General features: G+C 70.5%; 11 protein-coding genes and 1 riboswitch. Of the genes, 5 read left to right on the top strand and 6 right to left on the bottom strand.

Features of this window, described 5'->3' with window-relative positions:
* From AC1RS9_RS07495 to pdxH, 4 genes are all read right to left on the bottom strand, one after another.
* The coding region (locus tag AC1RS9_RS07495; protein ID WP_492921009.1) for a hypothetical protein at positions 1 to 581 on the bottom strand (581 nt) is incomplete at its 3' end.
* A 1-nt stretch (position 582) separates the two neighbouring features.
* Positions 583 to 763: riboswitch (cyclic di-AMP (ydaO/yuaA leader) on the bottom strand.
* A 219-nt stretch (positions 764 to 982) separates the two neighbouring features.
* Complete coding sequence (locus tag AC1RS9_RS07490; RefSeq protein ID WP_040014453.1) at positions 983 to 1,690, bottom strand: iron-dependent transcriptional repressor DtxR; 708 nt, start codon at positions 1,688 to 1,690, stop codon at positions 983 to 985.
* Between the two features lie 412 nt (positions 1,691 to 2,102).
* Entirely contained in the window at positions 2,103 to 3,704 is a 1,602-nt protein-coding gene (locus tag AC1RS9_RS07485) for a serine hydrolase domain-containing protein (RefSeq protein ID WP_006944440.1), read from the bottom strand.
* A 247-nt stretch (positions 3,705 to 3,951) separates the two neighbouring features.
* The gene (pdxH, locus tag AC1RS9_RS07480; protein ID WP_038571517.1) at positions 3,952 to 4,629 is read right to left on the bottom strand and encodes a pyridoxamine 5'-phosphate oxidase; all 678 of its coding nucleotides are present in this window, start codon (positions 4,627 to 4,629) and stop codon (positions 3,952 to 3,954) included.
* Between the two features lie 536 nt (positions 4,630 to 5,165).
* Here pdxH and serC point away from each other — a divergent pair.
* Together serC and pepN are read left to right on the top strand one after the other, a co-directional pair.
* A complete protein-coding gene (gene serC, locus AC1RS9_RS07475) occupies positions 5,166 to 6,305 on the top strand; it encodes a phosphoserine transaminase (protein ID WP_038569270.1) in 1,140 nt (379 codons plus the stop codon).
* A 42-nt stretch (positions 6,306 to 6,347) separates the two neighbouring features.
* Positions 6,348 to 8,921, top strand: coding sequence for an aminopeptidase N (gene pepN / locus AC1RS9_RS07470; protein ID WP_082740969.1), 2,574 nt, complete (start codon positions 6,348 to 6,350; stop codon positions 8,919 to 8,921).
* Positions 8,922 to 9,028: 107 nt separating this feature from the next.
* Here pepN and AC1RS9_RS07465 read toward each other — a convergent pair whose 3' ends face one another.
* Together AC1RS9_RS07465 and AC1RS9_RS07460 are read right to left on the bottom strand one after the other, a co-directional pair.
* On the bottom strand, positions 9,029 to 10,270 hold the full coding sequence (locus tag AC1RS9_RS07465) for an MFS transporter (RefSeq protein WP_074045648.1): 1,242 nt from the start codon (positions 10,268 to 10,270) through the stop codon (positions 9,029 to 9,031).
* Positions 10,271 to 10,364: 94 nt separating this feature from the next.
* Positions 10,365 to 11,027 carry a hypothetical protein gene (locus AC1RS9_RS07460; RefSeq protein ID WP_062258775.1) on the bottom strand — a complete coding sequence of 221 codons (663 nt, stop codon included), beginning with the start codon at positions 11,025 to 11,027 and terminating at the stop codon, positions 10,365 to 10,367.
* Positions 11,028 to 11,137: 110 nt separating this feature from the next.
* On the opposite strand from AC1RS9_RS07460, the gene AC1RS9_RS07455 reads away from it, so the two are divergent.
* From AC1RS9_RS07455 to AC1RS9_RS07445, 3 genes are all read left to right on the top strand, one after another.
* Positions 11,138 to 11,842 (top strand): response regulator transcription factor, encoded by a 705-nt coding sequence (locus tag AC1RS9_RS07455; RefSeq protein WP_038569284.1) that lies wholly within the window; start codon positions 11,138 to 11,140, stop codon positions 11,840 to 11,842.
* A gap of 107 nt (positions 11,843 to 11,949) precedes the next feature.
* Entirely contained in the window at positions 11,950 to 13,413 is a 1,464-nt protein-coding gene (locus AC1RS9_RS07450; RefSeq protein WP_492921005.1) for a sensor histidine kinase, read from the top strand.
* 94 nt (positions 13,414 to 13,507) lie between these two features.
* A complete protein-coding gene (locus AC1RS9_RS07445) occupies positions 13,508 to 14,941 on the top strand; it encodes a S1C family serine protease (RefSeq protein WP_156445014.1) in 1,434 nt (477 codons plus the stop codon).
* The last annotated feature ends 34 nt before the right edge of the window (positions 14,942 to 14,975 follow it).

Raw genomic sequence — 14,975 nt, 5'->3', positions numbered from 1 at the left:
GTCGACTGCGACGCGGCGCGGTGGGTGTTCGTCGACTGCGACGCGGCGCGGTGGGTGTTCGTCGACTGCGACGCGGCGCGGTGGGTGTTCGTCGACTGCGACGCGGCGGGCGCGGTGCGCTTCTTGACGACGATCGAGCGACGCTGCGCCGGCTCGGCGATCTTCGCCTTGCGCTCGGCCCTGACGGGCTTCACGGAGGCCGACGTCAGCGCACTGCGGGCCTGCGAGCGCGACACCTGCTTCAGCGCCTGCGACGTCGCGCGCGTCGACTTCTTCGCGGCGGCGGGCTTCGCGGCGGCCTTGGCGGCGGGCTTCGGGGCGGCCTTGGCGGCGGGCTTCGGGGCGGCCTTCGGGGCGACGACGAGCTTCTTGGCCGGCGTGACGGTCTTGAGCTCGAGGGGTGTCGTGGCGGCAGCCGCGGCCTCGTGAACGGCGCCCGACTCAGGGGCCGCACCGGCGCTCTGCGTGATGCCGAGACCAGCGACCAGACCACCGGAGACGGCGACGGTCGTGGTGAGCATGGCCAGGGTGCGCGTCTGCTTCACAGGACGCAGCGGGCCCGGCGTGTTCTTGATGGACAATGTGCAACCTCTCGAACGCCTGTGAGGTGAGCTGTCGGGTTCGGACCTGTTGCTCGGCCCGGCTCTCGGCGCTTCGTGCGTGCGACGCGAGCTTCACCCCGAGTTCTTGATCTGCGCTTCGCGGATCAGGAACGAAGAAGTGGGTCCCCCACCCCTGCCAGGTGGTGTAGCTGACATGACTCGCGCGCCGCAGGCAGGGCTCGGCGTGTTCGGCACGCGAGTGTTCGTTGTCGAACCAGGTAAGACGGTAACGAATCAGTCACGACGACGGTGAATCAGGAACCGGCGAGATAGGCGTCATTTCGGCATCGAGCACCCGTCTCAGGCCCCGTTCGTCGCGCCACCAGCGGAGGTTCAGAATCCGTTACAGAGTGTGCTCGTGATGAACATCACATGCAACCTCAGGCCTGCTGACCCGTCACGGACACGAATACGTGCGAGGCGATGTCCTCGGGCAGCGACACGGCGTCGTCAGGCCGATCGGCGACGGCCGCGTGGACGCGGTCGCCGTCAGCACGCACGTCGAGGGCCACCCCGGGGCTCAGCCCGACGCTCGTCAGCACCGCGAGAGACTCGGCGTCCGCTTGCGCGGGCTCGCCGATGCGGCGCACCACCACGCGCAGCGACTCGCTGCCGGCCACCTCGACGAGCGACTGCACGCCGTCACGGAAACCCTCCGGCGCCTCGCCCCAGCCGAGCTCGTCCAGCCCGGGAATCGGGTTGCCGTACGGGGACAGGCCCTTGTCGACGATGAGCTCGAGGATCTTGCGCTCGACGCGCTCGCTCATGACGTGCTCCCACCGGCACGCCTCGTCGTGGACGTACTCGAGCTCGAGGCCGATGACGTCGACGAGCAACCGCTCCGCGAGGCGATGCTTGCGCATGACGCGAGTCGCGAGCAGGCGCCCCTCGGGTGTCAGTTCGATGCGCCGGGAGTTCGCGACGTGGAGCAGACCGTCGCGCTCCATGCGCGCGACCGTCTGCGACACCGTGGGCCCGGAGTGGCCGAGGCGCTCCGCGATGCGGGCGCGCAACGGGGGGATGCCCTCTTCTTCGAGGTCATAGATGGTGCGCAGATACATCTCGGTGGTGTCGATCAGGTCAGTCACGACGACAAGAGTGCCACCTCCGGCGCCGCCGCGCACGGGTGCTCGCGATACCGGCGTCGGTGGGGCGAGGCTCGGAGCATCAGTCGCGCGAACGGATCGCCTCGAGCGGACCGCCGGAATGAGCAGGCGCGACGGGCAGTGCCTCGGAGGTGTTCGTCAGAGCGATGTTCGTCAAGGGAGCGACGTCGGCAGGGGTGAGGCCGGGCGAGCCGCGAAGGCAAGGGGGCCGAAAGAGAAGAACCCGAGGCGCGCGCTCACGAAGAGCGCTGCGGCCTCGGGGTGAAGCGCAGCCGCCAGGGGGGAGGGAGTGCGGCGCGCTTCGTGACGAGACGCTACACCCGCTCCCCCCATCATTGAAAGTTAAATCGGGAAGCCAGGGCTGTGAAGATGCTGTGAGCTTCGCAACGCGCTGTCAGAGCCATTCGCCGAACGCGGCCGGCTCGCGCGTGAAGCGGTATGTGGCCCAGTTGAGTTGGGTGACGGAACCGTCGGCGTCGCGGGTGATGACGAGCCATTCGCCGCGCTCGCGACCCGCGACGGTGCGGTAGCGGTCTTCGTCGACGCGCTCGAAGACGGCCGGCGCCTTCCACTCGGGCAACCCCTCGACGCGAGCCTTGAGCGTGCCGCCCTCGACGACGAACGTGAACTGCGTCCCCTCCGAGAACCACACCCCGAGCAGCGGGACGAACTCCGGGGGCACGGTGATCCCGGGCGTCCAGGCTGCGGGCAGCTCGGGTTCGCGCTCCTGGACGGCGCTCGCGAGGTCCGTGGCGAGGGCCGCGGGATCGGGGGTGTGCGTCGCGTTCATGAGAGCGACGCCCGTCGTCGCGCTCTCGCGGTGCGTGAAGACGCCGGTGATCGCGCCCGGCCAACCGCCGGTGTGGCCGACCCAGATGCGATCGTCACGGCGCAGCAGCATGAACCCGAGACCCCATGCGGCGCCCCAGCGATCGACGTCGGCGACGATCTGCGGCTGACACATCTCCTCGAGCGTGTCGGCGGAGAGGATCGCGGGGTCGGGGTTCGCGACGAAACCTCCCCAACGCGCCATGTCGCGCACACTCGAGACCATGCCCGCGGCCGGCGCGATGGCGCGCGAGTCGAAGACGGGTTCGTCGACGGGGACGTCGCTGTACGGCGGCACGAAATAGGTGCCCGCAGCATGCGGATCGGTGTCGACGCCGCCCGGGTGGCCGAGAGTTGTCGACGTCATGCCGAGTGGGTCGAGGAGCCGACGCTGCACGCTAGCGAACCAGTCGCCACCGTCGAGACGATTGATCATCTCGCCGAGCAGCGCGTACCCGAGGTTCGAGTAGTGGAAACGCGTGTGAGCGGGCAAGACGCGTTCGCTGTGGGCGAGGCTCGCGAGGAACTCGTCGCGACCCGGCATGACGAGCGTGTCGAACACGTCGCCGACGGCCTCGCGCTGGATGCCGGAGCTGTGCGACATGAACTGACGCGGCGTCATGCGCGCTAGCGGCGAATCGGCGGTAATGGTGTCAATGATGTCGCGGGCCGGAGCGTCGATGTCGAGCTTGCCCTCGTCGCGCAGGGCCATGATCGTCACCGCCACGAACGTCTTCGTGTTCGACGCGATCTGGAAGCGCGTGTTCTCGTCGGGCGCAGTCTGCCCGACGCGCTCCGCGCCGACGTTCTGGCCGAGGTGCGCCGCCCCGAAACCGTTGTGCCACAGCAGCGTCCCGCGTCGCGCCACCCCGGCGGCGAGGCCCGGCACGCGACCCGAGCGCTGAGCGTCGAGGGCGATGCGGTCGAGAGCCGTCGTCGTCTCGCGCGACAACCGCGTCGCCGTCGAGGGTTCGACGCGCCCGTCCACCTGAGAGACGCCGGACGTGGCAGCACGATCAGCCTGCACGTCCCGCGCGGCCGACGTCATCGCGGCAGCGTCAGCCTGGGAGTCGAGCGTCGCGGTAGCTCCTTCGTCCTGCGCGTCGAGTGCTGCCAGGGCACGATCGGTCGACGGGTCGTGGGGTGTCGGCGTGGACGAGTCAGTCATACCTCCACGCTAGGTGGTGACGCCGTCCGCTCCGGTTTTGCGGGCCGGCGAATCAGCGACGGCAGATTCGCGGGCGGCCTCGAGACGCATCACTGCCACGCGTCGCCGCCCCGCCTCGCCATGCCGGCGACGCCCCACTCGTATCCATCGGCGATTTTCGTCCACATTCGCGAATCTCGCCCCATCTGCGAACGGCGTCCACCCCGGCGAATCGCGTCCCCATCTGCGATTTGCACACGTCGACGGCTCAGGGCCAGCGACGTTCGATGCGCCAGGCTGACGGGTCGTCGAGGTCGCCGTCGCCGACGCGCACGTAGACGAGGCGGTCGTGCAGCCGGGAACGGCGCCCCGCCCAGAACTCGATCTCGTCGCAGTTGATGCGGTAGCCGCCCCAGAAGTCGGGCAGGGGGACGTCGTCGGCGCCGCCGGTGTCGGGGTAACGGGCCGTCATCTCGGCGTTGGCGGTCTCGAGCTCGGCGCGGCTCGTCAGCGGCCGCGACTGCTTCGACACCCACGCCCCGACGCGCGAACCATACGGGCGCGAGTCGAAGTAGGCGCGCACGACGTCACGAGGCAGCTCGACGGCGCTACCGGTGAAGCGGATCGCGCGAAACATCAGCGGCCACGTGAGCGCCCCGGCGATCTGGTCGTTCTCGGCGATGTCACGGCCCTTGGCCGATTCGAGGTTCGTGTAGAAACCGGGGCCGTCGGCCCCGAGGTAGCGCATGAGGACGGTCCGCACGTGCGGCGCGCCGGCGGCGTCGGCCGTCGCGATGCTGATGGCCTCTGGCTCGGGCACGTCGCCTTGGGCATTCTGGCGTTCGCGTGCTTCGCGCACCCACGCCTCGATCAGCTCGAGCGGCGCCGCGGGCAACTGCGACTCGTCGAGACCTTCACCGTCGTAATCCATGCGCACCTCGGTCATGCCCCCATCTTGCCCGCCCGGGCCGCTGCGCAGGGCGCCGGGGCGCAATCTGCGTCGGGACGAGCGGACAGGCCCGGTTCCGGAGGCACTCAGCGACGATTCTCGCCGCCTCCGCCGTGACGGTTCTCGCGGCTGCACGGCTTGGCGCTTGGTTGGCGGTCACACTGACGTTTTCTGCCGGGCACGTCGGGCAGGTGATGACCTGACGGGTCACAACCTGTCGGAGCGTGGGCGCTCGGTCTGCGCACCTCGGGACGAGGGCGCGTATCGCCTTTGACACCCTCCCGACGCGTCGACGGGCGCCGCCACCGGTCGCGCACTGGCCCGTCATGATCAACACGCCCGGCCAGCCTGTCTGGTCAGGACGAGCACCAGCGGGTGCGCAACCCCGCGCCCGCGCGGGACGGGCCCGCGCGGGACGGCCCCGTCGACTCGCCATTTCGGCCGCGCCCAGCCCACGATCCGCCCTGCGGAAAAGGTACCCGCCATGCGAAACGGGCGGCGCGGGCTGCAGCGCCCGTCCTAGAGTCGACAACGTGACTGACGCGAAGAGCCCCGCCATCGTCATCCCCGACGCCCTCAAGCCGAGCGACGGACGCTTCGGTGCCGGCCCGAGCAAGATCCGCCCCGACGCACTCGCAGCGCTCGCCGCTGCAGGTGAGGGTGCAACTCCGCTGCTCGGCACGTCACACCGTCAGGCGCCGGTGAAGAACCTCGTACGCGAGGTGCAAGAGGGCCTCGCGCAGATGTACGACCTGCCCGACGGCTACGAGACGGTGATGGGTCTCGGCGGGTCGAACGCGTTCTGGGACGTGGCCGCGTTCAGCCTGATCGAACACCGCCAGCAGAACCTCGTCTTCGGCGAGTTCACCGCCAAGTTCGCGACGTCCGCGACGGCGCCGTTCCTCGAAGCCCCCGACGTCATCGAAGCCCCGGCGGGCAGCGTCGCCGAGGCGCAGCCGAAGCCCGGCATCGACACCTACGCGTGGGCGCACAACGAGACGTCGACAGGCGCGATGGCGCCCGTCACGCGCCCGGAAAACACCGACGACGACGCGCTCGTCCTCATCGACGGCACGTCCGCCGCGGGCGGCCTGCCCGTCGACCTGACCGAGTGCGACGTCTACTACTTCGCGCCGCAGAAATCGTTCGCGAGCGACGGGGGCCTGTGGTTCGCGTTCATGTCCCCCGCCGCGATCGAGCGGGTCGCGCGCATCAAGGCGTCGGGCCGCTGGATCCCACCGTTCCTCGACCTCGACGCCGCCATCACGAACAGCCGTCAGGCGCAGACGTACAACACGCCGGCGCTCGCGACGTACGTCCTCATGAAGGCGCAACTCGACTGGTTCAACGCGAACGGCGGCCTCGACTTCGCCGTCGAACGCACCCGCGCCTCATCGAAGGCCCTCTACACGTGGGCGGACGCGCACCCCCACGCGACACCGTTCGTCACGGACCCGGCGCACCGCTCCCTCGTCGTCGGCACGATCGACTTCGACGACGCCATCGACGCGGCGGCGATCGCGGCGACGCTGCGCGCCAACGGCATCGTCGACGTCGAGCCCTACCGGAAGCTGGGACGCAATCAGCTGCGCGTCGGCATGTACCCTGCCGTGGAACCCACCGATGTGGCGGCGCTCACCCACTGCATCGACCACGTCATCGAACGGCTCTGACGCCACCGTCACCTCAGACCGCTCCAACGAAAGGCCCACCGCGTGCCCCTCGCTCACAACCTCACTCGCGAAACCGCCCAGCACCGTTCTCGCACAGTGACATTGAGCGACCAATCCATTCACCTGGATCTGACGGGCGCGCCGACGGAGGCCGCGACGTTCACCTCGACGTCGACACTGCGCCTCACCTGCACCGAAGGTGCGGTGTCGATCGACCTCGTCGCCGATGCCGCCCCATGCGTTCTGCTCGACGGCGTCGAACTCGACGCGAACGCCACGAGCTTCGAGGATTCTCTCGTCACCGTCCGCGGCCTGACGCCGGGGCGCGAGCACGTCGTCACCGTCATCGCCGAGTGCCACTACAGCCACACCGGCGAAGGCCTGCACCGCTTCCGCGACCCGCAGGACGGCGAGACGTACCTGTTCACCCACTTCGAACCGACCGACGCCCGCCGCGTCTTCGCCTGCTTCGACCAGCCCGACATCAAGACACACTTCGCGATCAGCGTCACCGCCCCGTCGCACTGGCTCGTGCGCAGCAACGGCGCACCCGAGAGCGCCGAACCGGCCGCCGCGAGCGACGAGACGCACGGCAACACCACCACCGACCTCACCCTCACGACGTTCACCCCGACGATGCCGCAGTCGACGTACATCGTCTGCGTCATCGCGGGCCCATACGCGCTGGTCGAGGACGAGGCGGTGCTGAGCGACGGACGCCGCGTGCCGCTGTCGATCATGTGCCGCCCGGCGATGCGCGCCAGCCTGCCCAGCGCGGACATGCTGCGCTGGACGAAGGCCGGGCTGCCGTGGTGCGAGCGCAAGTTCGGCTGCAGCTACCCCTGGGGCACCTACGACCAGATCTTCGTGCCCGAGTACAACATCGGCGCGATGGAGAACCCGGGCCTCGTCACGTTCAACGAGAACTACCTCAAGCGCGGCGACGCGACCCGCAGCGAACGCGAAGCGCTCGCCACGACGCTGCTGCACGAGATGGCGCACATGTGGTTCGGCGACCTCGTCACGATGCCGTGGTGGGACGACCTGTGGCTCAAGGAATCGTTCGCCGACTTCATCGGCGCGCAGGCCGCGTCCGAAGTCACCGAGTTCGACGACGCGTGGGCCACGTTCGGGCTGGGCCGCAAGGCGTGGGCGTACTCCGCCGACCAGCTGCCGACGACGCACCCCATCGTCGCCGACATCCCCGACGTCGAAGCCGCGCGCGCCAACTTCGACGGCATCACCTACGCGAAGGGCGCCTCCGTGCTGCGCCAGCTCGTCGCGTACGCCGGTGAGGACGCGTTCTACGAGGGCGCGGCGCTGTACTTCGAACGTCACGCCTTCACGAACGCGACCCTCGACGACTTCCTCGACGCCCTCGGCGAGGCGAGCGGACGCGACATGACGGCGTGGGCGCAGGCCTGGCTGCAGACGTCGGGCCCCGACACGCTCGAGGTGGCCGGCGGCGTCATCACGCGCCGCGGCGACCGCACGCGCCCGCACCGCTTCCACGCCACCGCATTCGACGTCGAGGCGCCCGACGCCTCCGAAGCCGCCGCCTGGCACGCCGCCGGCGACGCGTGGCTCGACCTCGAAGGCGAGAGCGACACGCTCGAGCTGCCGGGCGAACTGCGTGGCGCGGTCGTCCTCGTCGACGACGAGGACTGGACGTACGCGAAGATCGCGCCGAGCACCGAGACGCTCGAGCTGTTCGCGACGCAGCTCTGCCACCTCGCCTCGGCGACGCATCGCGCCACGGCGTGGGGGCAGCTGTGGCAGGCCACGCGTGATGCGCGCCTGCCCGCCGAGACGTTCGTGCGCGCCGGGCTGACCCAGCTCGCGGACGAACCGTCGGCGACGATCGTCGACGGCGCGGGACGGTTCGCGATCGCCGCGATCACGTCCTACCTGCCCGACGCCGCCTCGCGCGCCGACTGGGCGCAGGCGTTCTGGCGTGTCGCGATCGACCGGGCCGACGCATCGACGGGCACCGATCTTCCGGGCGTGTGGCGCCGACTGGCCCTCCTCGTCGCGGCCCTCGCCCCGAGCGTCGACGATGAACTGCGCGCCCTGCTCGACGCGCACACCCCGTTCGAGCCCGGCCAGGACGAGCGTTGGAGCGTCCTCACCTCACTCGCGGCGCACACCCGTGACGACGACGCCCGTCGCGACGTCGACGCCCGCCTCGCAGATGAACGCACGCGCGACACGACGCAGCGCGGTGCAGCCCAGGCGCTCGGCGCGACGGCAGCTCTCGGCCTCGACGACACCAAGCAGGCCGCGTGGCAGCGCGTCGACGACGCGTCGCTGACGAACGAGCAGGTCGCCGCGCTCGTCGCCGGGTTCACCCACCCCGCGAGCGTCGAGCTGGCCGGCGCGTACGCCGACAGCTACCTCGATCACCTCGAGACGTGGTGGCGCGAGCGCAGCCAGGTCATCGCCTCACGCCTCGTGCGCGGCCTGTTCGACACCCAGCCGGACACCGACGCCGCAGAAGCCTGGCTCGCCTCGCATCCCGACGCGCCGGGGGCACTGCGTCGGATCGTCGCCGAGGAGGTCGACCAGCTGCACCGTCGCCGCCGCGCGCAGGCCGTCAGCGACGGCTCGCGCCCCTGAGCCACATACCCGAAGGGCCGGGCCTCAGTTCGCGAGCTGCGCCACGAGCGGCACGAGCACGAACGCGGCGAGGGCGATGATGACGATGAGTCGGCGGGTCTTCGGGGTCATGTCGCCGATTCTCTCACCGCGAGATGGGTGGGCCGCATCGCGATGACGTCGCGCGCCGCGTAGTGCCGCACCCGCATCAGGGCGAGGCCGGCGACGAGCGTCGCGACGCCGACCGCGACGCTGCCGACGGCGATCGTCGCGCGAGCGCCGAAGGTGTTGCCGATCCACCCGATGAGCGGCGCGCCGACGGGCGTGCCGCCCATGAGGATCGCCATGTAGAGCGCCATGACGCGCCCGCGCAGCTGCGGGTCGACGGAGAGCTGGACGCTCGCGTTCGCCGTCGTCAACGCCGTCAGCGCACACAACCCGACGGGCACGAGGAACGCGCCGAACAGCCACACGTTCGGCGCCATCGCGGCGAGTGCGGAGAACACCGTGAACCCGGCGAGCGCCGCGAGCAGCAGCCGCAGTGACGGCGACTTGCGCCGGGCCGCGAGCAGCGCCGCGGCCAGCGACCCCACCGCCATCACCGACGAGATGATGCCGTAGGCGCGCGCGTCGGCGTGGAAGACGCTCGTCGCCATGAGCGCCGTCGTGATCTGGAAGTTCATGCCGAACGTGCCGAGCACGAACACGAGACCCATGATGAGCTGCAGGTCGCGCCGCCGACTCACGTAGGCGAAACCTTCGCGCACCCCGCCGCGGCCACGCCGTCGGGGCGCCGGCCGTAGTTCTCGCGGATTCATCGCGAGCAGCGCGGCGAGGACGGCGACGAACGACGCCGCGTTGAGCACCATCGCCCAGCCTGTGCCGATGCCCGCGATGAGCAGACCCGCGACGCCGGGGCCGATCAGGCGCGCCGCATTGAACGACGCCGAGTTGAGACCGACGGCGTTCGTCAGGTGCCCCTCGGGCACGAGTTCGGAGACGAACGCCTGACGCGTCGGGTTGTCGAGGGCCGTCGCGATGCCCTGCACGAGGGCGATGCCGAAGACGCTCGCGAGCGTCGCCGAGCCCGTCAGCAGCAGCCCCGCGAGCACGAGCGACGTCACCGCGAGCGCGCTCTGGCTCAGCATGAGCAGACGCCGCTTGGGGTAGGCGTCCGCGAGGGATCCGGCGAACGGGGCGAGAAGGACAACGGGCGCGAACTGCGTCGCGGTGATCGCGCCGAGCGCGGCGGCGTCGTGGTGCGTCAGTTCGGTGAGGACGACCCAGTCCTGCGTCACGCGCCCGATCCACGTGCCGACGTTCGACACGAGCGCGCCGCTCGCGTAGAGGCGATAGTTGCGGATGGACAACGAGGCGAAGGTGGGGCTCGTGGTGACTCCTCAGGACGACATGGCTGACGGCAACCTCGTCAACACCTGCCCCGCCCGGAATATTCCTTTTCGATCATTCTTCGGCGTCGGTCGCGCGGCCGTCGAGCACGTCCTCCTCGAGCACGTCGTCCCTGAGCCGCAGCCCGTACGTCGCGAGCGAGAGGTCGGCGAGCTTGCGCGTCGCCTCGGGGTCGTCGTCCTGCCAGGCGCGGGCGACGTCGTCGTCGATGGCGGCGAGCGCACGGGGCGAGGCGCTCGTCAGCGCTTCGAGCGCGAGCAACCGGCGTCCGCCCGGCATGGAACGCAGGCGGGCGAGGCGCCCCGCGGTGACGGCGTAGCGCAGGCGCGTCAGCAGCCACGGCACGAGCGCGAGGACGATCGGCAGCGCCGCCGTCAGGACCCCGAGCAGGACGGCGAAGCGGCCCAGCCCCGTCGCAAGGTCGTGCCCCGAGCCGGCCATGTCCGTCGCAGTGCCGGCGGCCTTGTCGAACGGGGTGCGCACCTCGGAACCGACGAACGGGACCTTCGCGACGGCATTCGCCGCGTCCGTCATGTCGAGCGCCAGGCTGGAGCTGCCGTGCTCGAGCTTCTGCGCGCCGCTCTGCGCCACGAGCGCCCGGTCGTGGACGACGGTGCCCGCCCAGATCGCGAGGACGCACCACAGCGCGAGGGCCACGTCGGCCACGATCTGACGGGTGCGGCGCGAACCGCGATCGGCGTAGAACTTGAGCCCCATGACGTGCCTTCTCTCCATCAGGATCGGGTGCGTGCCGCTGCATGCCGTCCCATCGTAGGGGCCACCTTCTCCAGCCGACTTCCAGCGAACGTCCAGTCGGGCGGGCGAGAATGACAGGCATGAGCACGCCCGAAGCACGCATCCTCATCGTCGAGGACGACACCAACATCCGCGAACTGCTCGCCACGAGCATGAAGTTCGCCGGTTTCGACGTCTCCGTCGCCGGCACCGGCAGCGAAGGGCTGGCCCTCGCCGCGACGCGGGAGTTCGACCTCGCCGTGCTCGACGTCATGCTTCCCGACATGGACGGCTTCGCCGTCACGAGCCGCCTGCGCGAGGGCGGACGCGAACTGCCGATCGTCTTCCTCACCGCGCGCGACTCCGTCGACGACACCGTCAAGGGCCTCACCGTCGGCGGCGACGACTACATCACGAAGCCGTTCAGCCTCGAAGAGGTCGTCGCGCGCATCCGCGCCGTCCTTCGCCGCACGAAGGCCGACGACTCGGACGGCCCCACCGTCACCGTCGGCGACCTCGAGCTCGACGACGACAGCCACGAGGTGCGCCGCGCGGGCCGCGTCATCGACGTCTCCCCCACCGAGTTCAAGCTGCTGCGCTACCTCATGCTCAACGCCGGTCGCGTCGTGAGCAAGGCCCAGATCCTCGACCACGTGTGGGACTACGACTTCCGCGGTGAGGCCGGCATCGTCGAGTCGTACATCTCCTACCTGCGCCGCAAGATCGACGTCGACGGTCTCGAACCGCTCATCCACACCAAGCGCGGCGTCGGATACGTGTTGCGCGAACCGCGCTGACGTAGGCGATCCCCCTGGTCTCCCCCGACGGCTACACGCTGCGCCAGCAGTACCTGCGACTGCGGCGCGGCGTCCACCGCTGGCCGCTGCGCGCCCGCATCGTCGCCGTGCTCGCCGGCCTGCTCGGCGCAGCGATGTTCGTCGTCGGCACTGCCGGGTCCTGGCAGCTGCAGAGCTACCTCGTCCAACGAGAGGACGCCGACCTCGTCGCCGCCGCGCCCACCCTCGTCGCCTCGACGATCCAGCAACAGGCCGAGCACGCGCGCGTGACGAGCGCCGTGCCCGTCAACGTGTACGCCGTCCGCATCGTCGGCGCGCAGGAGACGAACGACTTCGTCCCCGCCACGGGGCCCCGCCCCGACTTCCCCGACGTGACGAAGGCCAGCGCCATCGCGCACGGCGGGCACCCCTACACCGTCCATTCGCAGGGCGAGAGCACCGTGTCGTGGCGCGTCGTCGAAGGCATCGACGAGACCACCGGCGAGCCGTACGCCGTCGCCGTCAGCATGGCGAACGTCGACACCGTCGTGCGACGCATGCAGGTGCTCACCATCGGCGTCAGCGCAATCGCACTGCTGTTCGCGACGCTCGCGGCGCTGTGGGCGGTGCGGCGGGCGATGCGACCACTACGAGCCATCGAGGACACCGCCGCCGCCATCGCCGCGGGCGACCTGACACGCCGCGTCCCCAACCCCGACTCCGCCGACGAGATGGAGAGCCTTGCGCGCTCGCTCAACGTCATGCTCAGCCAGGTCGAACGCTCGATGGAGATCAAGGACCGCAGCGAGGAGAGCATGCGCTCCTTCGTCGCAGACGCCTCGCACGAGCTGCGCACTCCCCTCGCCACCGTCCGCGGCTACGCCGAGCTGTACCGTCAGGGCGCGGTGAGCGACCCCGACGACGTCGCCGCCGCCTTCCGCCGCATCGAGGACGAGGCGAAACGCATGAGCGCCATGGTCGACGACCTGCTCCTGCTCTCTCGCCTCGAGACGGAGCAGCGCGCCGCGACGATCGGGGCCACCGCGCCCGGCACGCCGCGACGCCATCACGACGTCGACCTCACCGTCATCGCCGCGGACGCCGTGAGCGACGCAGAGGCCCGCGGGGACGGCGAGCGCCGCTTCGCACTGCACGGGCTCGGCGGCGGCCTGGGCCCCGTCATCATCAGCGCAGACGAGCAGCGCCTGCGCCAGGTGATGACGAACCTCGTGAGCAACGCCGAACGCTACGCTCCGGGCACCGAACCCATCGAGGTCGGCGTCGGTGCGGTCGACGGGCGCGCCGTCGTCGAGGTCGCCGACCACGGCCCCGGCATCCCGGCCGACATGCGTGGCCGCATCTTCGAACGCTTCTACCGTGCCGACGTCTCCCGCAACCGCGCGAGCGGCAGCACCGGCCTCGGCCTGTCGATCGTCGCCGCGATCGTCGCCGCCCACGACGGTGAGGTGAGCGTGCGCGAAACCCCCGGCGGGGGCGCGACGTTCGTCGTCAGCCTGCCGCTCGCCGCGCCGGATTCACAGGCGCAGCACAGCTCGCATCACGTTGCCGACGAGACTGATGACGTCGAATAGCCTCGACTGACTACTCTCGTGACCCGAGAGGCCCCCTCAGTGCATCCGACGACGCAGCCCGCGTCAGCGCCGATCCGAGACCAGGAGCAGTGCCATGACCGAGACGCCCGACAGCGCCCCGAACGCCGACGAGCGACCGGACGGCGCCCGCCGTCACCAGCTGCCGGGCCAGGCTCCACGCCCTGACGACACGCAGGTGATCCGCGCCGAACCGGCCCGCCTCGACGCCCCGCCCGACGGTGCGATGCCGGCGTCCGCCCCCGCGCCGATGTCCGGGCCTCAGCCCGGGTACCAGCCGCAGCCCGGGTATCAGCAGCCGTGGGCTCAGCCGGGATACGAGCAGCCGGGCGCGGCGTACGGCGTCGGCTCGCAGCCTGCCGGTGGCGGCCGTTCGGGACGCGGCGGGCGCGGCCTCGCGCAGATCGGTGCGGCCTCGCTCCTCGCGGCGGCCCTCGCATCAGCCGGGACGTACGCCGTCGTCCAGCGCGACGACACCGGCGCCGTCTCGGGCGGCGGTAACTCGACGGTCATCAAGGCCGACCCGGCCGACTTCGCCGACGCCGGCGCGATCAACTGGTCGGCGACGGCCGCGAAGGTCAACCCGAGCGTCGTCTCGATCGACGTCAGCTCCGGCTCCAGCGGCGGCGAGGGCTCCGGCGTCGTGCTCGACAAGAGTGGCAACATCGTGACGAACAACCACGTCGTCAGCGGCGCCGGGTCGAACGCGACCGTCACCGTCACGCTCAACAACAACCGCACCTACCCGGCGAGCGTCGTCGGCACCGACCCGTCCACCGACCTCGCCGTCATCCGCATCAAGGACGTCCCGGACCTGCACCCCGTCGAGATGGCCGACGACAGCAAGCTCGTCGTCGGCCAGCCCGTCATGGCTGTCGGCAACCCCCTCGGCCTCGCCGGCACCGTGACGACGGGCATCGTCTCCGCCCTCGACCGGCCGGTGACGACGAGCGAGAGCGAATCCGACAGCTCCTCGACGTCGACCTCGACCGTCGTGACGAACGCGATCCAAACGAGCGCCGCGATCAACCCGGGCAACTCGGGTGGCGCGCTCGTCAACGGCAGCGGCAAGCTGATCGGCATCAACTCCTCGATCGCGTCGCTGTCGAACGGCGCCTCGGGCGGCCAGAGCGGCAACATCGGCATCGGCTTCGCCATCCCGAGCAACGTCGTGAAGAACATCTCGGGCCAGCTCATCACCAAGGGCAAGGCCGAGCACGCGCTGCTCGGCATCGGCACGTCGCCGACGGAGGTCAAGAGCGGCAACGCGACGCTGACGGCGGCGAAGGTCGCGTCCGTCGCCCCCGGCAGCGGCGCCGCCAAGGCGGGGCTGCGCAAGGACGACGCGATCACCGCGATCGACGGCGAACCCGTCACCTCGCCCAACGCGCTCGTCGGTCAGGTACGCTCGCGTACCGTCGGCAGCGCCGTCAAGCTGACGATCATCCGCGACGGTCGCCAGCAGGAGGTCTCGGTGACGCTCGGAGCTCAGTCCGACGTCAAGAATTGAGCGCTCCACGCAACGGGTGCCACGCGTAGAGTGA

It is taken from the genome of Dermacoccus sp. MPR-E5 (assembly GCF_058809565.1).
Note: the sequence above shows the minus strand (reverse complement) of the source record. Positions and strands in the feature narration are given on the sequence as shown.